This is a genomic window from Streptomyces sp. MMCC 100 (assembly GCF_041538145.2).
Taxonomy (GTDB): Bacteria; Actinomycetota; Actinomycetes; order Streptomycetales; family Streptomycetaceae; genus Streptomyces.
Genome location: NZ_JBGORK020000001.1, coordinates 4750958 through 4772594 on the forward strand (window position 1 = coordinate 4750958; position 21637 = coordinate 4772594).

The 21637-nt window shown below is 71.9% G+C and carries 20 protein-coding genes and 1 tRNA gene; 7 read left to right on the forward strand and 14 right to left on the reverse strand.

Translation table 11 applies throughout. The annotated features are described in order from the left end of the window. Window positions 1-5: 5 nt before the first annotated feature. Genes ABS735_RS22165 through ABS735_RS22185 form a run of 5 tightly spaced genes read left to right on the forward strand, consistent with a single transcriptional unit; the run spans window position 6 to window position 6289 of the window. Window positions 6-2276, forward strand: a complete 2271-nt coding sequence (locus ABS735_RS22165; protein WP_373900844.1) for a hypothetical protein — start codon at window positions 6-8, stop codon at window positions 2274-2276. Beyond that, window positions 2273-3178: a hypothetical protein gene (locus tag ABS735_RS22170; RefSeq protein ID WP_373900843.1), complete on the forward strand. Its 906-nt coding sequence runs from the start codon at window positions 2273-2275 to the stop codon at window positions 3176-3178. Before ABS735_RS22165 ends, ABS735_RS22170 begins: the two co-directional genes overlap by 4 nt. Next, window positions 3175-4452: an OmpA family protein gene (locus ABS735_RS22175; RefSeq protein ID WP_373900842.1), complete on the forward strand. Its 1278-nt coding sequence runs from the start codon at window positions 3175-3177 to the stop codon at window positions 4450-4452. The genes ABS735_RS22170 and ABS735_RS22175 overlap by 4 nt, the downstream gene beginning before the upstream one ends. Next, a complete protein-coding gene (locus ABS735_RS22180; RefSeq protein WP_373900840.1) occupies window positions 4449-5849 on the forward strand; it encodes a hypothetical protein in 1401 nt (466 codons plus the stop codon). Before ABS735_RS22175 ends, ABS735_RS22180 begins: the two co-directional genes overlap by 4 nt. Next, window positions 5846-6289 (forward strand): hypothetical protein, encoded by a 444-nt coding sequence (locus tag ABS735_RS22185; RefSeq protein WP_373900839.1) that lies wholly within the window; start codon window positions 5846-5848, stop codon window positions 6287-6289. The genes ABS735_RS22180 and ABS735_RS22185 overlap by 4 nt, the downstream gene beginning before the upstream one ends. A gap of 188 nt (window positions 6290-6477) precedes the next feature. On the opposite strand, the gene ABS735_RS22190 is transcribed toward ABS735_RS22185, so the two are convergent. The 12 genes from ABS735_RS22190 to ABS735_RS22245 form a co-directional block, all read right to left on the reverse strand. After that, window positions 6478-6551 (reverse strand) — tRNA-Pro (locus tag ABS735_RS22190). Between the two features lie 105 nt (window positions 6552-6656). Next, window positions 6657-7994, reverse strand: coding sequence for an MFS transporter (locus ABS735_RS22195; RefSeq protein WP_373900838.1), 1338 nt, complete (start codon window positions 7992-7994; stop codon window positions 6657-6659). Window positions 7995-8156: 162 nt separating this feature from the next. Continuing rightward, window positions 8157-8516, reverse strand: a complete 360-nt coding sequence (locus tag ABS735_RS22200; RefSeq protein WP_271321574.1) for an MmcQ/YjbR family DNA-binding protein — start codon at window positions 8514-8516, stop codon at window positions 8157-8159. 80 nt (window positions 8517-8596) lie between these two features. Then, a complete protein-coding gene (locus ABS735_RS22205) occupies window positions 8597-9499 on the reverse strand; it encodes a LysR family transcriptional regulator (protein ID WP_373900837.1) in 903 nt (300 codons plus the stop codon). Between the two features lie 30 nt (window positions 9500-9529). Next, window positions 9530-10723, reverse strand: a complete 1194-nt coding sequence (locus ABS735_RS22210; RefSeq protein ID WP_373900836.1) for a glycine C-acetyltransferase — start codon at window positions 10721-10723, stop codon at window positions 9530-9532. 37 nt (window positions 10724-10760) lie between these two features. Continuing rightward, entirely contained in the window at window positions 10761-11789 is a 1029-nt protein-coding gene (gene tdh / locus ABS735_RS22215) for an L-threonine 3-dehydrogenase (RefSeq protein WP_373900835.1), read from the reverse strand. Between the two features lie 200 nt (window positions 11790-11989). Next, complete coding sequence (locus ABS735_RS22220; RefSeq protein ID WP_373900834.1) at window positions 11990-12565, reverse strand: GAF domain-containing protein; 576 nt, start codon at window positions 12563-12565, stop codon at window positions 11990-11992. Beyond that, a complete protein-coding gene (locus tag ABS735_RS22225; protein WP_373900833.1) occupies window positions 12562-13191 on the reverse strand; it encodes a GTP-binding protein in 630 nt (209 codons plus the stop codon). Before ABS735_RS22225 ends, ABS735_RS22220 begins: the two co-directional genes overlap by 4 nt. Then, window positions 13169-13543: a DUF742 domain-containing protein gene (locus tag ABS735_RS22230; RefSeq protein ID WP_133885222.1), complete on the reverse strand. Its 375-nt coding sequence runs from the start codon at window positions 13541-13543 to the stop codon at window positions 13169-13171. The genes ABS735_RS22225 and ABS735_RS22230 overlap by 23 nt, the downstream gene beginning before the upstream one ends. 2 nt (window positions 13544-13545) lie before the next feature. Next, window positions 13546-13980, reverse strand: a complete 435-nt coding sequence (locus ABS735_RS22235) for a roadblock/LC7 domain-containing protein (RefSeq protein ID WP_328563914.1) — start codon at window positions 13978-13980, stop codon at window positions 13546-13548. Between the two features lie 135 nt (window positions 13981-14115). Beyond that, window positions 14116-16002, reverse strand: a complete 1887-nt coding sequence (locus ABS735_RS22240) for an ATP-binding protein (RefSeq protein ID WP_373900832.1) — start codon at window positions 16000-16002, stop codon at window positions 14116-14118. 429 nt (window positions 16003-16431) lie between these two features. Then, the gene (locus ABS735_RS22245) at window positions 16432-17382 is read right to left on the reverse strand and encodes an AraC family transcriptional regulator (RefSeq protein ID WP_373900831.1); all 951 of its coding nucleotides are present in this window, start codon (window positions 17380-17382) and stop codon (window positions 16432-16434) included. A gap of 73 nt (window positions 17383-17455) precedes the next feature. Here ABS735_RS22245 and ABS735_RS22250 point away from each other — a divergent pair, with 73 nt between their 5' ends. Continuing rightward, window positions 17456-18472, forward strand: coding sequence for an SDR family NAD(P)-dependent oxidoreductase (locus ABS735_RS22250; protein ID WP_373900830.1), 1017 nt, complete (start codon window positions 17456-17458; stop codon window positions 18470-18472). Window positions 18473-18654: 182 nt separating this feature from the next. Here ABS735_RS22250 and ABS735_RS22255 read toward each other — a convergent pair whose 3' ends face one another. After that, window positions 18655-19848: an MBL fold metallo-hydrolase gene (locus ABS735_RS22255; RefSeq protein WP_373900829.1), complete on the reverse strand. Its 1194-nt coding sequence runs from the start codon at window positions 19846-19848 to the stop codon at window positions 18655-18657. A 150-nt stretch (window positions 19849-19998) separates the two neighbouring features. Between ABS735_RS22255 and ABS735_RS22260 the strand changes: the two genes are divergently transcribed. Then, window positions 19999-20619 (forward strand): TetR/AcrR family transcriptional regulator, encoded by a 621-nt coding sequence (locus ABS735_RS22260; RefSeq protein ID WP_373900828.1) that lies wholly within the window; start codon window positions 19999-20001, stop codon window positions 20617-20619. 34 nt (window positions 20620-20653) lie between these two features. Here ABS735_RS22260 and ABS735_RS22265 read toward each other — a convergent pair whose 3' ends face one another. Then, the gene (locus ABS735_RS22265; protein WP_373901275.1) at window positions 20654-21439 is read right to left on the reverse strand and encodes an SGNH/GDSL hydrolase family protein; all 786 of its coding nucleotides are present in this window, start codon (window positions 21437-21439) and stop codon (window positions 20654-20656) included. Window positions 21440-21637 lie beyond the last annotated feature (198 nt).

The window sequence follows — 21637 nt, forward strand, 5'->3', positions numbered from 1 at the left end:
TCCGGATGGACGAGCCGGAGTACGAGGTTGTTTCCCCCGAGCCCTACGAGAGCGCAGCGACGATCACCGCGCCAGAGCCCCTCGGACAGGCAGCGGGGGAGGAGCATCTCCCGCACTCCGACGGCGTCCAGTTCCCCAGTCAGGCGGAGCGGGAAGCCACGGCCGACGACACGTCGCCGCCCAGTCCCGTCGGCCGTGCCGAGACGGACTCGTTCGAGGAGGAGACCGGTGCCCGCGAGCGGGGACTGCTGAAGAAGGCCAAGCGCTCCGCCGTCTCCCTGGGCAGCGGGCCCGCCATCTATCTCGAGAATATCGTCGGCGACGACACGAGCCCCGCGAAGGCCGACCTCCAGGTCTCCGACTTCTCCATCGACTACCTCACCCGGAGGTACGTGCCGGTTCCCGGACACGCCGACATGGAGAAGGGCCTGCGCGAACACGGAGTGATCGCGCTCTACGGAGAGGAGGGCTCCGGCCGGCGCTCCACGGCGATCGCCCTCCTCGGACGGGTCACCTCGGCCGTCGGCACCCTCCACTGTGAGGACGCCGACGTGCTGCAAGCCCTGTGCGCCCAGGGCGACGAGGTGCTGGGCCACGACCACGGCTACCTGGTGGAGGCGGGAGACCGGCCGGTCACCCCGCAGACCCTGGACCGTCTGGCCCGACTGGTCCTTGAGGCCCGGGCACGGCTGATCGTGATCGGTCCCCCGTCCGCCTTCCCCAGCCTCACCTCCGACACCCCCGTCATCGAGCACCGCGCACCCGACGCCGTCGAGGTGCTGAAAGAGCACCTCGAAGCACGTCTCGCCCGCCGCGCTCTCCGCACCGGGGAGAGCGGCGCCGAGTTCGTGGCCACGGTCAAGAACAAGAGCAGGTTGAAGGAGACCCTCGGACTCGCGCGCTCCGTGGCCGACGTCGTCCGGCTCGCCCACACACTGGCGGGCGCCTTCGACGCCTTCCACGCGGAGCACCGCGAGGTGACTGACGCCTTCGACGCCGACAAAACCCTCGACGACGCCGTCGCCGCGTGGCGGGACAGACTGCCACGGCTCGCCAAGGAGATGCTCGGCCTGGACGCCCGTCAGGGAAAGGAGACCAGGCCCGGCACCTACGAGCGCGCCATCCGGATCGCCTACGCGCTCTTCAACGAGCACCCGCTGCCCGACGTCGACGAAGCGGGCGACCGTCTCAGCCGCGTCATGCGGCCCTACTTCGACACCGCGGACGAGAGCCCGGTGCGGCACGCGCCCCACATGGACGCGCTCGTGCCGCCACAGATGCGGGCCCCGGCCGCCACGGTCCCCGTGCGGGCAAAACTCGTGGACGACGAACTTCTGCGCGTCATGCTGGAGACCACCTGGAGCGCCTACAGCGGCTTCCGCCGACCGTTCCTGGGATGGCTCAACGACCTGACCGGCAGACGCGGTCCCGGACACGAACGCACCAGAGTCCGCGTCGCCCAGATCGCCGGTCTCCTCATGAGGCGCGACTTCGACTTCGTCTACCGGGAGTGCGTCGGCCCGTGGGCCAGGTCCGAGGTCGGCGGGAAACGGCTCTGCGCCGCGCTCGCGGCGGAGATGGCCGCCGCCGAGGACGGTCCCACCCGCCGAGTCGCCGCCCGCGTCCAGCAGTGGGCCCACAGCCCGAGCCGGGAACTCCAGGACACTGCGGCCCGCGCCTACGGCACCTCCATCGGCCTTCACGACCTCCCCGCCACGCTGTCGGAGCTGACCACGCTCGGCAAGCGGCCCGAACTCGCCACCGCCGCCTCCGTAGCCCACTCCACCGCCTGGCTGTTCCTCGAGGGCCATGTCGACGACGTCATGCTCACGCTGAAGGCATGGACGTACTCGCAAGACGAGTACCTCTCACGCCACGCGGTACGCACCATGCTCGCCCTCGGCCGCTGCACCGTGAGCGGAGGACGGTCCGCCCTGGCCGAACTCGCCCTCATCAACCGCGAGCACGCCGACCTGCTCACCACCCTGTGCCACCGGGCGCTGCTCACCAGGGGGACATCCACCCGCACCTGGAACCTCCTGCAGCGCTGGCTGAGGGACTCCGACGGTGACGGAAACGACGACCTGGCGCGCTTCTACCAGTCGTTCGCCGCACGGGTCTTCACCGGTCCGCTCGAGGAGCGGGCCAGGTTCCACGTCACCCACGTATGGCGGTCGAAGCACCCCGACTCCACAGCGCTGCGCCGACTTGAGGAGTCGCTCCGGCAGCGCACCGCCGACACCTCCGACAACGCCGAAAGGACCGACCGATCATGAACGAAGGCAACGGAGGGCTCTTCTCCCGCTGGCGCCGCTGGTGGCGCCGGCGCGCGGCCGCCGACCAGTCCCTCTTCTCCCCCACGTCGGCTCCGGGCAACGACCAGGACCTCTACCCTTCGGCCCTGGCCGCGCCGATGCGCGCCGAGGTGGAGGTCGACCTGGGCGAGCCCGAGAACCATGTCCTGCGCCTCGCCGCGCGCGACGGAGTGTTCGAGTTCGAGGTCCTACCGAGCGTCCGGCTGACCAGCCACGACATGTCGGAGGAGAACCTGAACCACCGCCGACGCGATCTCTCGGACGCCGTGCTGAAGGAGATCCTGAGGCGCGCGTGGCCCATCGCGCGATCCTGCGACCCGGACGCCCCGGCCGAAGCGGAAACCCTGATCAACGCGGAGATAGCCGACGGTTGGTGCTACGAGAGCCTGGAAGGCCTCGTCAAGTGCCGACCGACCGTCCGGGTCCGCGTCGACCCCGTCCTGCGCGACCGGATCCGCCCCATCCGCCTGGAGGAACAGGTGATGCGGGAGGAGCACCGCCTGGGAATCCTCAAGGCCTCCCACACCCAGGACCTGACCGAGACGTGGCTGGAGGTCCTCCGCCGACTCGAGGGCGCCGACGAACTCACCCGGGAGCAGCGCCAGTTCCTGGTTCCCTTCGTCGCCGCCCTCTCCGACAAGGAGTTCGCCGCGGCGACGAAGGACCTCAGGGCCGCCCGCCGTCAAGGGGCCAGGAGCCTCGCCGACGTGTTGCAGCAGGCGGCCAGGAACCACGAGCAGATCGGCCTCTTCGAATTCGCCAAGGCCTACGACAAAGCCTTGAACAGCTTCTCCCAGCAGATGGGCCTCGGTCCCTCCACCTTCATCCCCGCTCCGGCGGACCAGGCGGAGGGCACCGCATGAACACCAGGTCCGCGGCCAAGAACCACGCGCAGGCCGCACGGGTCCTCGCCGTGCTGCCCGTTCTCCTCGCCGGGCTGCTCACGGGATGCGCCGACCAGGACCCGGATCCGTGGGCCAAGTGCAACTGGATGAGCAAGCTCCCGGACGACCCGGACGCGGGCGCCCGGCGGACAGGTCACACCGCGATCCTCGTGGACGTCACCTCCTCCGTGCGCGGCCCGAAGGCGGAATCCGGCGGAGTCAACCACAGCGAGCCCGCCGCCCAGTACATGGAGAAGTGGCTCTCCGGTACTGGGACGATGTCCGTCGCGGCGTTCGGCGGCACGGACGACATCCGGTGGGTCGCTGAGAACTGGGCCACCGGCCCCAGTGCGAAGGACAACGAGGAGAACCGCAAACGGCGCGCTGAGATGGTGTCGGAGTGCGTGGCACATCAGGTGGCGGAAGCACAGGCCGCGGCCCCGCAGTCCGGTGGCACAGACGTCCTGGACGCCGTCCGGGAAGCGGCCGTCACCCTCGCGGAGCACAAGGGCACCCGCAGACTCGTCGTGCTCACCGACGGTCTGGCCACCACCGGCTGCGCCGACCTGAGAGGCTCCACCTTCAAGGACCCCCTGGAGATCGACGCGATAGCACAGCGCTGCCAGGACGACCAAGAACTCACCTCCGACACCCTCGCCCTCATCGACACCGTGCTCGTGGACCTCGGAAGGACCGCCCGCGACCAGCCGCAGGCCAACGCCGCCCAGACGGACTGGATCGGCAAGCTGTGGAAACGGCTCTGCCAAGCGGCCCACCCGAAACCGGCCCGTCCCGAGGACTGCGCGGTGACCGCACTTCCCGCAGCCGAACCCCTCGGCGGGAAACCCGTCGCCCGCCCCGACGACCCGGTACCGGCCTTCCCGGGGCGGACGTACACGCGCGCCGGCGCCAACGCGTTCTTCTCGCCGAACTCGTCCGTTCTCCTCGACAACGCCCTGCCGGAGATCACGAAGATCGCGGTCGAGCTCCGGAACCTCGACGGAGCCCAGGTCCGGGTCTTCGGCTACGTCGATCCCCGGGGCGGCTCGGCCAACAACCACTCCCTTTCCCAGGCGCGAGCCGACGCGGTCAAGAGCAAGCTCGAGGAACTCGGCGTCAAGAAGGTGACGGCCACCGGGAAGGGCATCGCCGACGGGTGCCCTAAGGCCGAGACCCGGCTCAGCACCGAGCAGAAACTGCGGTGCGACCGCCGGGTCGACATTCTGGTCGACCAGGTGGGGAGGGACCGATGAGCACCGCGAACAGTACGAACGGCCGTGCGCAGGGTCGGCTGCTGCCCGCAGCGGTGCGCTGCCCGGGCGGGGAACACCCCGGCGACGGCATCGGCAACGCACCGCCGCCCAATCGCTTGGTCAACCGCACGGACAGCCACGAGCGCGCCGTGCTGATGCGGGCTTTCACCAACAGCGGGACCGACCTCGTCGACGAACAGTCCCGTCTCGGCGCCGCCTGCACGGCTGTGGTGCGCTCTGCGCTGCGGGTGGAACGAGGCATCGGTGCCATCGAGCGCTTCCGCCGCATCGAGGCCGATCGGCGCGCCCCCCGCACGGTAGCCCCGGCAAGGCCTCAGGAACATGGTGAACAGGCAACCGCGATCCCCCGGCCCAGGCGGGCCGCGCTCATGTGGCGGCTGCTGCTCTGGCCGGTGACCATCGCCAGCGCCGTCTTCGACTCCGCTTTCATCGCCTCGATCGTCCAGCAGCTCCTGAACGTGCGGGCGGATTCCGTGCACTACTGGTTGGCGTATCTGCCCGGGATCGGCATCGCCGTATGCCTCCTGGCAGCCGGATCCTTCCTCGCCGAGCAATTGCAGGTCTTGCGGGAGGCACGCGAGGCCACCGGCGCTTCGAGGAGGCCGCGCTACCCCGCCCTGGAGTGGCTCTGGCGACTGAAGTCTTCGCTGCTGTTCATCACCGCTGTCCTGTCGCTCATCGTCATGTGCGGTGTCGTTCGGGTCTCCATGGCCGTGGAGGAGTCCGGGGAACCGGTGATGGAGCGGTACCGGTGGGTCATGATCGCCCTTCTGATGTTCCTCGCGGTCTCCTCGGTGACCGCCAAGGTCCTCTCCCACAACCCGGCCTCCGCCTCGACGGCCACGGACGGCGCGTCGGCGAAGGCCCTGAAGACGCGCTGCCGGACGGCCGACAACCTGGCCGACAAAGCCCTGAAGGCAATGGCCCAGCACGTGACCGCCTGGTTCGCGCTCAAGGCCGCGGCGGACGCGGCCGAGCAACGTGCGCGCAAACGCGTCGAGGACGCCTCGACCGACCTCGTCGAGGAGCGCGCCCGCACCGGAGCGGCCGGCTCCTTCGAGTTCCCGCTCGAGTCGCCGGCGTGGCCGCTGGAACAGCAACCGGCGATCGCCTGCGCTCCGGCGGCCGCGGCCATCACTCCCGCGCGACGGCCCGGCGAACCACGGATCAGGATCGACCTGCTCGACGAAGCCAGAAAGATCCTCGATGACCACCGCCACGACCACCTGTCGCGCCGCCTGCACGACGTCCTGGCAGGCCTCGACCAGTTGTGGGGCCCCGACGAGAGCCCGCCGGCATCGCAGCACCCGGTCGCGGACGTCGCCACCGACGCGCGGGGGAGCGAGAACCGGCAGCCGAAGGAGACCCCGGAGTGAGCACCTCCCCGTATGTCCCGGACGACGCCCGGATCAAACACCTCGAACTCCTCCAGGCGACCGTCAACCGGCTCGGCACCAACTCCTTCCTCATCAAGGGCTGGGCGATGACCGTGAGCGGCGGTCTGACAGCGGCGGCCATGGGCGGAGCGGGCTGGCCCGTGGCACTGATCGCGCTCATGATGACCGCCGGGTTCTGGCTCCTCGACTGCTACTACCTGGAGAAAGAGCGGCTGTTCCGTTCCCTCTACGAACGTTCGTCGATCACCCCGGCCGACCGGATTCCCCTCTTCACCATGGACGTGGAACGCTACGCCCGGCCGGAGCCCTGGCGCCTGGTGGCTCTGTCACGCACGATGTCGCTCTTCTACGGCACGTTCACGGTGGTGGGCATCGCCGTGACCGTGCTGCTCATGACCCACCCCGCGCCGGTGCTCTGACAGGCCATGCGGACACGCGGCCAGGACGGCTCCTCGGCGTGCTCCGCGCACCACGTCTGCTGCCGAGCCCGTTCGTCGTGGCCCGCTGACCTCAGTCAAGGACACCGATCCCCAACTGGTCCCAAGAATGATCAAGGGCTGGTTTCGGATGATCTCCGAAACCAGCCCTGACCTGCGACTGTCTCCAGTCGGGACGACAGGATTTGAACCTGCGACCCCTTGACCCCCAGTCAAGTGCGCTACCAAGCTGCGCCACGTCCCGTTGCCCGCCTGACCTGGGGTTTCCCCCGGCCGAACGCGCAGGAAAACCATACCGCACTCGGGCCGGTGGTCGCGCATCGCTTTTCCGGGGCGTGGTCCTGCGGGGTCAGCACTTCTGCGTGCGGGACGGTTCGGCCGCGGCCGTCGCCGTCCGGCCCGGCCCGGCCGCGGCCGCGTCGGCCCGCACCAGACCGCGCACCGCCGGTATCAGGAGCAGGGCGGCGCACACGGCGAAGCTCGTCGCTCCGGCGAGGAGCAGCACGTGGTCGGCGCCGAGGGCGGAGGCGGCCGGGCCGGCCAGGGCCTGGCCGACGGGCATCATGGCGAGGGAGCCCGCCACGTCGTAGGCGTGGATGCGGTTGAGGACGTCCGGCGGGACCTGGGTCTGCACGCTGGTCGCCCACATGACGCCCCAGAAGGACATGCCTGCCCCGGCGACGGCGGCCCCGGCCGCCATGGCGGGTATGCCGAGCCCGGCTCCGACGCTCGCGGGGAAGGCGGCGAAGCCGACGAGGGCGATCGCCCCGGCCCGGAGCATGCGCAGCGGCCGCAGCCGCAGGGCGATCAGGCCGCCCACGACGGTTCCCGCGCCCAGGGCGGAGTTGACCAGTCCGTAGGCGCGCGGCCCGTGCTCCTGCACCACCTCGGTGGCGACCAGCGGAACGGTCGGGCCCCAGACGGCGATCATGTAGACGCACCAGACGGCGATGACGCTCCACAGCCACCGGCGCGAACGGAACTCCCGCCACCCCTGGGCCAGGTCGGCACGGAAGGCCTTGCTCCCGCGGCCGGACACCGCTCGGCTCCCCGGCGCGAGCGGTGGCAGCCGGAGCAGCAGCAGGCACAGGGCGCTGATCGCGTACGTGGTGGCGTGCGCGGCGAAGACCCCGCCGGGTGAGGCGAAGCCGACCAGGAGGCCCGCCACGGCGGGGCCGGCGAGCTGGGCGGCGGACTCGGCGACGCGTATCGCGCCGTTGGCGCCCTGGACGTCGGAGGCGAGCCGGGGGACGGTGCTGGCGACGCCGGGCTGGAAGACGGCGCCCGCGACGCCGTTGGCGAACCCGATGGCGCAGATCTGCCAGAGCACGACGTGGCCGGAGAAGAACAGCGCGGCGGCCAGCGCCTGGGTGCCGAGCCGCACCAGGTCGGCGCCGATCATCAGTTTGCGGGTGCTGAAGCGGTCGGCGAGGACTCCCCCGAAGACGACCAGACCGGCGAAGGCGGCGGCCGTCGCGGCCATGGCGAGACCGACCGCGCCCGCCCCGTACCCGTGCTGGAGCAGGCCGGCGGCGAGCGCGACGGGCAGCATGGTGTCGCCCAGCCGGGCCACTGCCCGGGCGGTGAAGAACAGCGCGAAGTCCCGCGACCAGACGGCTCGCGCCGCTGCCGGCTGCCCGCCCCCGGGCGCACCCTCGTGCCCGGTCTGTGACGACGTACCGGCCATCCGCGCTCTCCCCTCCCCCGCCGGTCCCCGCCGGCGAACCGCCCGTGCACCCGCTGGTCCCGCTCGCACCGTACGTCCGACAGCCGGAACCCCCCTCCGGTCCCGGCTGTCACGCACGTCTTCGGATCATGCCACGGGGCACTGACAACGCCCGAGGGGTTTTCAGCCCCCGGCGGGCAGCCCCAGCCGGGGGTGGGCCTCCAGCAGCCGCGTCGGGGCCGCCTGCCGCCAGGAGTCGGCGAGGATGTCGCGCAGCTCGTCCTCGCCCTCGAGGGCGGCCAGCCGGGCCCGCACCCACGCGAACTGCGCCTCGTGTCCGGCGATCCAGAACTTCTCCGGTTCCGCCAGCACCAGTTCGTCGCGTTCCTCCTTCGGGCAGCGCACCGCGAGGGAGGTCTCCTCCTCGGGCAGCGTCGCGAACATCTTTCCCGCGACCCGGAAGGTGGGCATGCTCCAGGCGGTCTTCTCCGTCGTGTCCGGCAGGGACAGGGCGATACGGCGTACGTCTTCTGCGTCCGGCATGACAGGCACGGTAGCCGCCACCACTGACAATCACCCGGCGGCCGCGAAGGCGCCGTCGAGCAGGGCGAGAGCGCCTGGCGTCACTCCCGGGCCGCCTCGCCGAGTGCGTCAAGGACCGGGCGGATCAGCGGGTGTTCCTCCGCTCCCCGGCGTACGGCCGCGAAGACGCGTCGGGTGGGCGCGACCCCGTCGACCGGGCGGACGACCACGCCGGTGAGGTCGGTGCCGTGCAGCGCCGAGCGCGGGACGAGGGCCACGCCGGCGTCGGCCGCGGCGAGGGACACCACGGCGCGGAAGTCGTCCGAGGAGTGTTCGAGGCGGGGCTGGAACCCGGCGCTCTCGCAGGCCAGAACGACCACGTCGTGGCACGGGTTGCCCGGGTAGGGGCCGATCCAGGTGTCCTTGGCCAGCTCGGCGAGCGGCACCTCCTCGGCGTCGGCGAGCCGGTGGGCCACCGGGACGACCGCGTCGAAGGGCTCGGCGTACAGGGGGACGTGGGTCAGGCGCGGGTCGTCGGCGGACGGCGCCCCGCGGTACTCGACGGCGACGGCCACGTCGACCTGCCGGTCCAGCACCATCGGCAGGCTGGCGTCCCCCTCGGCGTCCTGGACGCGGATGCGGATGCCGGGCGCCGACCGGGCGAGGCGGGCCAGGGCGGGCGCGACAACCAGGGCGATGCCGGTCGCGAAGGAGGCGACCGTGACCGTCCCGGCCTCGCCCGAGCCGTACGCGGCCAGCTCGGCCTCCGCCCGCTCCAGCTGGGCGAGGACGGCGTTGGTGTGGCTGAGCAGGATCTCGCCGGCCGGGGTCAGCCGTACGCCCTTGGCGCCGCGCTCGACCAGGCGGTGGCCGGTCTCCTGCTCCAGGGCGGCCAGCTGCTGGGAGACCGCCGACGGGGTGAGGTAGAGCGCGGCGGCAGCCGCCGTCACGGTGCGGTGGTCCGCCACCGCTCGCAGGATGTGCAGCCGCCGCGCCTCGATCATGGGATCGATTCTCTCAGGTCACCGGGGGTTTCAGGCCGCGAGCTGCTCCCGGGCCGCCACGAAGGCGTCCACCGCGCGGTGCACGTCGTCCGTGGAGTGGGCGGCGGACAGCTGCACGCGGATGCGGGCCTTGTCCTGCGGGACGACCGGGTAGGAGAAGCCGATCACGTACACGCCGCGCTCCAGCAGCAGCTCCGCCATGCGGCCCGCCTTCGACGCGTCGCCGATCATGACGGGCGCGATGGCGTGGTCGCCGGGGAGGATGTCGAAGCCCTCCTCGGTCATCCGGCGGCGGAAGAGGGCGGTGTTCTCGGCGAGCCGGACGCGCAGGTCGTCGGCCGACTCCAGCAGGTCGAGCACCTTGAGGGAGGCGGCGGCGATCACCGGGGCGAGGGTGTTGGAGAAGAGGTACGGCCTCGACCGCTGGCGCAGCAGGGCGACGATCTCGGCGCGGGCCGCGACGTAGCCGCCGGAGGCGCCGCCCAGCGCCTTGCCGAGGGTGCCGGTGATGATGTCGACGCGGTCCATGACGCCGTGCAGCTCGGGCGTGCCGCGGCCGCCGGGGCCGACGAAGCCGACGGCGTGCGAGTCGTCGACCATGACCATGGCGTCGTAGCGCTCGGCGAGGTCGCAGATCTCGTCGAGCGGGGCGACGTAGCCGTCCATGGAGAAGACGCCGTCGGTGACGATCAGCTTGCGGCGGGCCTCGCCCGCCGCCTTGAGCTGCGCCTCCAGGTCGGCCATGTCGCGGTTGGCGTAGCGGTAGCGCTTGGCCTTGGAGAGCCGGATGCCGTCGATGATCGAGGCGTGGTTGAGGGCGTCGGAGATCACCGCGTCCTCGGGTCCGAGGAGGGTCTCGAAGACGCCGCCGTTGGCGTCGAAGCAGGAGGAGTAGAGGATCGTGTCCTCCTGGCCGAGGAACGCGGAGAGCCGGGCCTCCAGTTCCTTGTGCACCTCCTGGGTGCCGCAGATGAAGCGCACGGACGCCATGCCGTATCCCCAGCGGTCCAGCGCCTCGTGGGCGGCGGCGACGACCTCGGGGTGGTCGGCGAGGCCGAGGTAGTTGTTGGCGCAGAAGTTGAGGACCTCGCCGGGGCGGCCGCCCGCGGTGACGTTGACGGTCGCGGACTGCGGGGTGCCGATGACGCGCTCGGGCTTGTGCAGGCCGGCGGCGCGGATCTCGTCGAGGGTGGCGCGCAGGTCGTCGCGCACGGAGTCGAACATGTCAGAAGCTCCTGGGAAGGCGGGAGTTGAGGGTGGCTTACGCGGTCCAGTCGAGGATGACCTTGCCGCCGCGGCCGCTCGCCGCGTCGGCGAACGCGGCCTCGAAGTCGCGGTGGGAGTACCGGCCGGTGATCACCGGGGCGAGGTCGAGGCCGCCTTCGAGCAGCACGGACATGGCGTACCAGGTCTCGAACATCTCGCGGCCGTAGATGCCCTTGACGGTGATCATGGAGGTGACGATGCGGGCCCAGTCGACCGGGAACTCCTCGGCGGGCAGGCCGAGCATGGCGATCCGGCCGCCGTGCGTCATGTTGGCGATCATGTCGCGCATGGCCTCGGGGCGGCCGGACATCTCCAGGCCGATGTCGAAGCCCTCGCGCAGGCCCAGTTCGCGCTGTCCGTCGGCGATGGTCGCCTGCGAGACGTTCAGGGCGAGGCTGACGCCGACCTTGCGGGCGAGTTCCAGCCGCTCCTCGCTCACGTCGGTGACGACGACGTTGCGGGCGCCCGCGTGCCGGGCCACGGCGGCGGCCATCAGGCCGATCGGACCGGCGCCGGTGATCAGGACGTCCTCGCCGACCAGCGGGAAGGACAGCGCGGTGTGCACGGCGTTGCCGAACGGGTCGAAGATCGCGGCGACGTCGAGGTCGACGGGGACGCGGTGCACCCAGACGTTGCCGGCGGGCAGGGCGACGTACTCGGCGAACGCACCGTCCCGGCCGACGCCGAGGCCGACGGTGGCGCGGCACAGGTGGCGCCGTCCGGCCAGGCAGTTGCGGCACTTGCCGCAGACCAGGTGTCCCTCGCCGCTGACGCGGTCGCCGGTCTTGATGTCGGTGACGTCCGGGCCGGTGTCGACGACCTCGCCGACGAACTCGTGGCCGACGACGAGCGGGGTGCGGATGGCCTGCTGCGCCCAGCCGTCCCAGGCCCGGATGTGCAGGTCGGTGCCGCAGATGCCGGTGCGCAGCACCTTGATGAGCACGTCACCGGGCCCGATGGTGGGCTCCGGGACGTCCGCGAGCCACAGCCCGGGCTCCGCCTTCTCCTTGACCAGCGCCTTCAACGCTACGGCTCCTGACGGGGGTGAGGTCCCGGCGGTGGGCATGCCGAAGCGGCCCGCGTCCGGGAAGGGGAGGGGAATCGCACAGCAATCTGCCGTACGACACCGCCCCCGGTCCATCGAGCCTTTCTTAAGCCCGGCCGCAGCTTTCCTTCACGCGCCCGGCGAAGGCCCGCACGCGCCCGGCGCCGGCCCGCCGCCGGTCACAGCGGGAGCCCGTCCTCCGCGCTGCGCTCGATGCGCCGTACGAGGTCGGCCGCCGCCGACTTGATCGTCGCCAGGCCCGCGGTCCCCCACGTCCGCGGCTGCACGTCGGCGGCGGACACGGTGCCGAGGACCGTCCCCGTGCTGTCGATGAGCGGGGCGCCCAGGTAGGACCGGATGCCGAACGCGTCGACGACGGGGTTGCCCGCGAAGCGCGGGTAGTCGCGCACGTCCTCCAGGACCAGCGCCTTGCGCCGGACCACCACGTGGGGGCAGAAGCCGTGGTCGCGGGGCTGGACCCGCCCGAACTCGGGACTGGTCCCATCCCCGCGCGTGATGGGCGGAACGTCCGGCACCCGCAGGCCCGCGAAGAACTGCCCGCCCTCCACCAGGAAGTTGACCATCGCGTACGGCGCCTCGGCGAGGACCGCCAGGTGCGTGGCGAAGGCGTCCAGGGCCGGGTCGGCGCGTTCCGCGAGCCCGAGCCGGCGCAGCCGTCGTACCCGCTCGGGGGCCTCCCGGTCCTCGGGGGTGAGCAGCAGACGTCCGGCCGGGCGCGGCGGGTCGTAGCTCATGGGCGGACTCCGGCGCCGAACCCCGGGGCGGGGGCCGGCGTGTGGGCGATGAGGTGGCGTACGAGGGTGAGCAGCGTCTGGACACCGGAGCTGGAGATCCGGGCGTCGCAGCGCACGATCGGGATCTCGGGGTGGAGGTCCATGGCCGCGCGCACCTCCTCGGGGTCGTAGCGGTACCCGCCGTCGAACTCGTTGATCGCCACGACGAAGCCCAGGCCGCGCTCCTCGAAGAAGTCGACGGCGGCGAAGGACTCCTCCAGGCGGCGGGTGTCGGCGATGATCACAGCCCCGAGCGCGCCTTCGCACAGTTCGTCCCACATGAACCAGAAGCGTTCCTGGCCGGGCGTTCCGAAGAGGTACAGGACGTGTTCGGCGTCGAGGGTGAGGCGGCCGAAGTCCATGGCCACGGTCGTTTCGAGTTTGTTCTCGATTCCGTCGAGGTTGTCGGTCGCGGCGCTGACCGTGGTGAGCAGTTCCTCCGTGCTCAGCGGCGCGATCTCGCTGACTGCGCCGACGAAGGTCGTCTTGCCGACGCCGAATCCGCCCGCCACGAGGATCTTCAGGGCGGTGGGGAACGGGTCGGCGCCTTCGCCGTGTGCGTGGTCAGAGCTGTCGTCGTAGTCCATCGAGCACTGCCTCCAGAAGGGCCCGGTCCGTGGGATTGTGGTGGAACGCGGCGGGGGGTTTGGTGGTCAGCGCGCCGCAGTCGACGAGGTCCGAGAGCAGCACCTTGGTGACCGCCACCGGAAGCCGCAGGCGGGCGGCGAGTTCGGCGACCGGGAGGGGCGCCCGGCACAGGTCGAGTGCCTGCGTGTGCTCGGGTCCGAGGTAGCCGAGGGGGGTCGCCCCGGTGGCCATGACCTGGGACATCAGGTCGAGCGCGACGGTGGGCCGGGTACGGCCGTTGCTGACGGTGAAGGGACGCACCAGCCGTCCGGCCGCGTCGTCGAGCCAGGGCCCGTCGCCGGCCGCGGCCACCGTCAAGGCCTCATCGCCGGGGGTTCGACGGAGTGCTGCCGGGGCGCGGTGACCAGGTAGGGGCGGACGCTCTTGACCAGCATCGCCATCTCGTAGCCGAGCACGGCCGCGTCGGCCTCGCGGCCGGCCAGCACGGCCAGGCAAGTGCCGGAGCCCGCGGTGGTGACGAAGAGCAGGGTCGAGTCGAGTTCGACGACGACCTGCCGCACGTCACCGCCGTCGCCGAAGCGGACGCCGGCGCTGCGGCCGAGGGAGTACAGGCCGGAGGCCAGGGCCGCCATGTGGTCGGCGCTGTCGGCGTCGAGGCCGTGGACGGACTTCACCAGTCCGTCGGCGGACAGCAGCACCGCGCTGCTCGTGTGCGGCACGCGCTGGACGAGGCCGCTCATCAGCCAGTCGAGGTCGGACACTTGGCCGGTCGGCGCATCGCTCGCCATGGTGGATCGACTCCTTGGGGTACGAAGGTCTGCGGGAGCGCGGGTCGTGAGGGTGGGGGTGGTCGTGAGGGTGGAGGTGGGCGTGGGGGACGTCATGGGGGTGGTAGTGGGGGGTGGAGGTGGTCGTGCCGGTGGTCATTCGGCTGTCACACCCGGGTCCCCGTGGGTCGGTGTCAGGGGCGCCGGTTCCGTCTGCTGCTGGGCCTCCGCGAGGCCGATGCCGCGTTGGAAGGCGGCCATCAGGCCGGGGTCGTGACCGGTGTACTGCTCGGGCTCCTGGCGCGGCGCGGGGCCACCGCGCAGTTGGGGCACGAGGTGCTCCTGGGCCCGGCGGCGCGGTAGTTGGGGTTTCCCCATGGTGCCGCGCACCGCGCTGTGCCGCGGGACGGGCGGGGTGGCCGCGTGTTCCGCGAGCGCGCCCCGGTCGTCGGGTCGCACGCCGGGCACGGCGGCGGCCGGGGTGGGCCGGTTCCGGTGTGTGCCGCGCACGGGCAGCGGCACGGGGTCGCCGTCGGGCCTGCGGACCTCGGCCGGGGCGGACGCCGCCGGGGCGGGCGCCGCCGGGGCGGGCGCCGGGGAAGCCTGCCTGACGGGAGCCGGTACGGCGGAATCCGGCGCGACGGGAGCAGGTTCGCGCGAAGCCGGTGTGGCGGGCGCAGGTGGCAGGGAGACCGGTCTGTCCGGAGCGGGTGCGGCCTGTGTCGGCGGCATCGCGGGGGTCACGGCCCTCGGCTGCTGCCGGGGCGGCGCCACGGGCACCGGTTCGGCACCGGTGACCTCCGCCGGACGGGCCGCACCCCCGGGGAGCGCGCCCGGCTCCGTGCCCAGCAGTGCCTGCGGCACGACCAGGACGGCCTGGACACCGCCGTAGATGTTGGTCTGCAGCCGGACGGTGATCCCGTGCCGCTTGGCGAGCTGGGAGACGACGAACAGTCCGATGCGCCCGTCCGCGAGCAGGCGGGCGACGTTGACCTGGTCGGGGTCGGCGAGCAGGGCGTTCATCCGGTCCTGCTCGCCGACGGGCATGCCGAGTCCGCGGTCCTCGACCTCGACCGCGAGGCCCGAGGTGACGAGGTTGGCCCGCATCAGCACCTGAGTCTGCGGGGCGGAGAACAGGGTGGCGTTCTCGACGAGTTCGGCCAGCAGGTGGATGACGTCGGCGACGGCGTGGCCGCGCAGGGTGCCGTCGATCGGCGGGACCAGCCGGACCCGGGAGTACTGCTCGACCTCGGCGATGGCCGAGCGCAGTACCTCGGTCATGTCCACCGGGTTGCTCCACTGGCGGCGGGAGACCGCACCGCCGAGCACGGCGAGGTTCTCGGCGTGGCGGCGGATCCGGGTGGCGAGGTGGTCGACGTGGAAGAGGCCCTTGAGGAGATCGGGGTCCTCGATCTCGTTCTCCAGCTCGTCCAGGATGGAGATCTCCCGGTGCACCAGGGACTGCAGGCGCCGGGCGAGGTTGACGAAGACCTCCAGCTTCTGTTCGCTGCCCGCCTGGGTGGAGAGCTGGGCGGCCCGGACGACGGCGGCGACGGCCCCGTCGTGGGCGCGGGAGAGATCGGCGGCGAGCAGTTCGAAGTCGTCGGCGTCGTCCGGTGGCCCGCCGCGCGGTGTGCGCGGGGACGGGGTCTCGCCGCGCCGCAACGCCTCGACGACGGCGCGCAGGTCGCCCTCCTGCCGTGCGGTGCTGCGGCGCAGGGCGCCGACGCGGTCGTGCACCGACCGCGCCGCGCGGTCGGCGGCGACGGCGGCGATGACGACGGCGGCGAGGGTCACCGAGACCGCCCCGGCGAGTACGCCCCACAGGACGGGGCCGGGCCGGGCGCCGGTGGACCGGACGGTGAACAGGACGACCGCGCAGGCGCTGAGGGCGACCGCGACCGGCGGCAGGACGGCGAGCCGCAGGAGTTGAGGCCGTATGTGGGTCTCGGGCAGCGCGGCGGTGGTACGCGGGGCCGGCCGGCCGTGCCGCCCGCCCTCGCGGCGGTCTGCGCGCGCGGCCGGTGCGCGGAGGTGAGACATCGGTGTCCTCGTACTGGTCCGTGTACTGGTTGGTCGGCCCTACGTCGCCCGACGGACACTGACAGTAGTCGCCTGGCCCTCATGTGCGGTGGGCAGTTGCCAAAGTCCCTCGGACAACGTCCCGCTCTGGTATGAGGCCTCGTACGACAGACCGATAAGCCGGTGAAGCACCCGTTCGTGAAACACTGCGGCTCGATCGGAGTCGATCAGATTCAGTCACGTTGAGTGATGACGGAGCGGACGGGCCAGGGCCGGGAACGGACAGTGGACCACCGGCCCGACCGCCCCGGCCGCAGCCACGTCCATCCCTGGGGTGTCAGGCGAACGGCAGAGGGTCCGGCAGGAGCCAGGTGGCCGCTGCCGCTCCGCTCACGCGCCGGCGCCGTGAGCCGTGAGCCGTGAGCCGTGAGCCGTGGGCCGTGGGCCCTCCTACGATCCGGTGCGTCGCGGCTCCCCGAGCTCTTGCGTGCGCAGGCGCTGCCGATACCGCAGGGGCGACAGTCCGACCTGACGTTTGAACGCGGTGCTGAACGCACTCTCGGACGTGTATCCCAGCTTCGAGGCAAGGGCTCCGACTCGGACGTCGCCGTCGCGCAGTGCCTGCTGCGCGAGCAGCATCCGCCAGCGACCGAGGTAGGCCAAGGGCGGGACGCCCGCCACGGTCCGGAAGCGTTCGGCAAACGAGGTGCGTGACATCGCCGCGGCGCGGGCCAGCTCGTCCAGCCCCCAGGGCTTTCCGGGATCGGCGTGCATGAGCCCGATCGCCGGGCGCAACCGTTCGTCGGCCAGCACTCGCAGCCAGCCCGGGGGCAGTTCGGCCTGACAGGCATAGGCGCGCACCATCTCCAGCACCAAGAGCTGCACGTGCTGCCGGATCGCGAATTCCATGCCGATCCGGCGTGTGCTCACCTCGTCGAACAGCCGATGGATGGTGCCGCGCAGGTTGTTCGCGGTGGCGGCTGATCCGCGGACGTGCCCGACCGGTGGGAGCGCCTGCTGCAGCAGTGCCTGACCGGTCGGGTTGAGCTCGACTCGGCCACCGACCACGACGTCGTCGGTGTCGAAGTCGGCACCGAGGAGATCGGTCGAGGGATCGTTCTCCTCGGGCAGGATCTCGCGGCGCGGCGCGGCGCCGGTGCCACCTTCGAGCTCCAGCCACGACCGGTTGTTCAGCACGGCGACGTCGCCCGGCTCGAGCTCGACGGACGAGTCGATGCCGTCCGTGGTCAGCCGTGCACGACCACTCACCATTGCGAAGAACTTCAACGGGGTCCCGAGCGCCCCGCGCGAGACCCACGGGCCACGTGCCGCGAACCCGCCGGAGAGCACACCACGGACCTCGATGAGGTCGAACACCTCGGAGAGCTGATCCTTGTCCACCTCCGTACTGTCGCGAAAGAAATGCGGATCCACAAGCATTCAGAATCCACGCGCCGCGGCACAGGCTGGAGGTATGACACCAAGCACCACGCACGATCAGCGCCCCGTCGGATCCGGCTTCACTCCCGCGTCGACGGTCGACGACGTCATGGAGGGCATCGACCTCACCGGCAAGAACGTGATCATCACCGGCGGCCACTCCGGGCTCGGACTGGTGGCCACACGCGCGCTGGCCAAGGCCGGCGCCACGGTCACCGTCGGCTCCCGCAACACCGACCGTGCCGAGAAGGCGGTCGCCGCAATCGCGGACGTCGAGGTCCGTCAGCTGGACTTGCTGGAACCGGCTTCGATCGACGCCTTCGTCGCCCGCTACCTCGACTCCGGCCGGCCGCTCCACATCCTGATCAACAACGCGGGCTTCCCGGGCTCGGGCGGGATCGTGCGCGACGCTCGCGGCTACGAGGCGCAGTTCGCGGCCAACCACCTCGGCCACTTTCAGCTGACGCTGGGCCTGTACCCCGCACTGCGTGCAGCCGGCGGCGCCCGGGTCGTCAACACCACGTCGGGCGCCCAGCGGATGTCCGACATTCTGTGGGACGACCCGCATTTCACCACCGGGCGGTACGACCCCAGCCTCGCCTATCCTCAGTCGAAGACCGCCAATGTGCTGTTCACGGTCGAGCTGGACCGCCGCTGGGCCGCCGACGGAATCCGTGCCTATGCCCCGCACCCGGGCATCGTGCCCGCCACTGCCTTCAACAGGTCGGTGGGCGAGGAGGCACAGCGGGCCATGGGCCTCATCGACGAATCCGGTGAGCCGGTCATCGACCCGGACCGTGGAAAGAAGACGCCGGAGCAGGGCGCCGCGACCATCGTGTTCGCGGCCACCAGCCCCTTGCTCGCCGACATCGGTGGCGTCTACCTCAACAACAGCGACATCTCACCGCTGGACGAGGACCCGAGGCCCATCGATCTCACCGATCCCGACACCGAGGTCCCGGCCGATGTCGTACCGCACTCCATTGACCCCCGGTCCGCCCAGCGGTTGTGGGAGCTGAGCGAGCGGCTGGTCAGGAGGCCTTCGGCCTGACTCGCCGGACCAAGGCGGCGTCGGCCTTCGACGACGCCGCCGTCGGGCGAGACTGCCCGGGACCGGGCATATGATCCGCCGGCCCAGGCGCCCCGTCCAAGGCCGGACAGTGCCGTCACGCGCTTCAGCCGGAAGACGCTCCGGTATCCGGACCATATTCCCCGGCTCGTCCCCGACCGGCCTCACCGCTCACCCGCGAGGTCGAGATCCCCCTTGCTCGTCCCGGCCACGCCCTCGGTGATCCGGGGACGGCGCCACGGGTGCGCGATCGGCCCGGACACCGCCCGCCACCACGGCTCCACCGGCAGCTCCCCCGCCGGCTCGAACGGCTCCCCCGGCCGCGGGAACGCCACCGCCTGGCCGGCCTCCTCGGCCACGTCGTTCGTCCACTCCGCCGGCTCCGCCCACGCGTGCGGCGCCAGGTTGAAGGTCCCCCAGTGGATCGGCAGCAGGGCACCGTGGGGCCCGCCGCCCTGGAGGTCGAGGTGGGCACGGACGCCCTCCTCGGGGGTCATGTGGATGTCCGGCCAGAACTCGGCGTACGCCCCGAGCTGGATCATCGTGGCGTCGAACGGGCCGTGCGCGGCGCCGATCTCCCGGAAGCCGTCGAAGTAGCCGGTGTCCCCGCTGTGGTAGACGCGGTGCTCCTCCCCGGCGACGACCCAGGATGCCCAGAGGGTGTGCTGGGTGTTGCGCAGCCCGCGCCCGCAGAAGTGCCGGGCCGGGGTGGCGGTGAGGGTGAGGCCGCCGACGCGGGTCGACTCGTGCCAGTCCAGCTCGCGCAGCCGGTCGGCGGAGACACCCCAGTGTTCGAGGTGGGCGCCGACGCCCAGCGGCACGGCGAACACGGTGTCCGTGCCGGCCAGCGCCTTGATGGTCGGCATGTCCAGGTGGTCGTAGTGGTCGTGGGAGACGACGACGGCGTCGACGGGGCCGAGTGCGGCCAGGGGCAGCGGGACCGGGTGCAGTCGCTTGGGGCCGGCGAAGGGGAACGGGGAGCAGCGCTCGCCCCACACGGGGTCGAAGAGCACGCGCTGCCCGTCGATCTCGGCGAGCACGCTGGAGTGGCCCAGCCAGGTCAGCCGGAGTCCGGTGGCGGGCGGCCGGACGAGGTCGGCGAGGGTGGTGGCGTGCACCGGGACCGGGTCCTTCGGGGCCCGCTGGAGCCGCGCCTCCTTGTTGAAGTAGATCTTGGCGAATTCGGCGGCCGAGCCGGAGGGCCGGGTCCGGGCGGTGCCCCCGGGGTTCTGGAAGACTCCGTCGCGGAAGTTGGGCGATCTGCGGATGCGCGCCATGCGCTCGCCGCCCGGGTCCGCGCCGAAGGCCGCGGGCCGCGGCACGCTGAACCCGGGACTCGGGAAACGGAAAGCGGCCACGGTACCTCCAGGTGGAGTGGTTCAGGCTCTCATCATGTTCGTCTCGTCCTACGTCACCTCGAACGACGGATGTCATATCCGTGTTCCCCGGGCCCGCCGCGAACGGAGCGGGCTCCACCGCGTGTCCGGGGGCTGTATAGGGTGACGTGCGTGGGGAGAGTCCGGTTGAGCGTTGCGGAGCGGCGCGAGGAATTGCTGCGCGCGGCCATCGAGCAGATATCGGCGCGGGGCGTGGCGGCGTTGCGGATCGCCGACGTGGCCGCCGCGCTCGGTGTCAGCAACGCCCTGGTGCTCTATCACTTCTCCACGAAGGAGCGGCTGGTCGCCGCCGCGTTCACCCACGCCGCCGAGGCCGACCTCGCCCATCTGCACGGGCTGCTCGCCCGTCGTACGTCGGCGCTGCGCCGCCTGCGGGCGGCCGTGCGGTGGTACGCGCCGACCGGTCAGGCCAAGGGCTGGCGGCTGTGGATCGAGGGCTGGGCGGCGGCGCCGCGCGAACCGGCGCTGCGGGAGGTCACGCGCGAGCTGGACCGCCAGTGGAAGACGGCGATCGCCGAGGTCATCGCCGAGGGCGCGGCCGCCGGTGAGTTCTCCTGCCCCGAGCCGGACGCCGCCGCCCTGCGTCTCACCGCGCTGTTGGACGGGCTGGCGGTACAGCTCACGTCGTACGCGGGCACGGTGTCGCGGGCCCGGGCGCAGGAGTGGGTGGACGAGGCACTGGCCCGGGAACTGGGCCTGGAGCGAGCGGCCTTGACAGCCACGCGACGCTAGGGGCGTCGCGCGGACGCGGGCCGCCCGCCCCGCCTCAGGCCACCGCGGCGATCCGCGTCTTGATGTCGTCCGGCGACAGGGTGCCCTTGGCCGTCACGTGGTCGCCCGAGGACTCGCCGCGCAGCCGGCGTCCGATCCACGGGACCAGGTACTCGCGCGCCCAGTGCACGTCGTCGCGCCGCACGTCCAGCGTGCCGCGGGGCGGCAGGGGCGGCCAGGGCTGGTCCGGGTCGGCCGGGACACGCAGGCCGAGGGCCTGTCCGGCGCGCAGTGCCACGCGGGTGTGGCCCTCCGGCGACAGGTGCAGCCGGTCGGCGTCCCACGCCCTGCGGTCCTGGACGCTGCGGAGCGACCACAGGTCGAGCACCGGGCAGCCGTAGCGGTCGGCGACGGCACGGACGTGTCCGTTGTACGTGGCGATCTTGCCGCGCAGATGCTTGAGGACGGGCACCCCACGGGTGTCGAACCCGGTGGTCACCAGGACGGTGCCGGCCGCGGCGGTCAGCGCGGCCACCGCCAGTTCGAACCGCTCGGCGACCTCGTCGGGGTCGGTGCCGGGCCGGATGATGTCGTTGCCGCCCGCCGCGAACGAGACCAGGTCCGGCGCGAGGGCGACGACCCGCGGGATCTGTTCCGACACGATCTGGTCGAGGAGCCTGCCGCGCACGGCGAGGTTCGTGTACGTGAAGTCGCCCTCGGGGCGCCGGTCCGCGAGCAGTACGGCGAGCCGGTCGGCCCAGCCGACGAACGCCCCGTCGGGGCCGGGGTCGCCGACGCCCTCGGTGAAGCTGTCCCCCACCGCCACGTACGACCCGATCACTGCTCTGCTGTCACTCTTCGAATCGTCTGCCACGTCGGCCCATGATTCACCTTGGAATGTGACCTACGCGACCGTAGGAAGGGATTGACGGGCGGTGAGAAAGGCCACGCCTAAAGTGTTCGTCAATTCCGGAATACGCCGAGGTCCGGCCGCACCGAGGGGCGGGTACGCCGAAGGCCGGACCCGGGGATCGGGGTC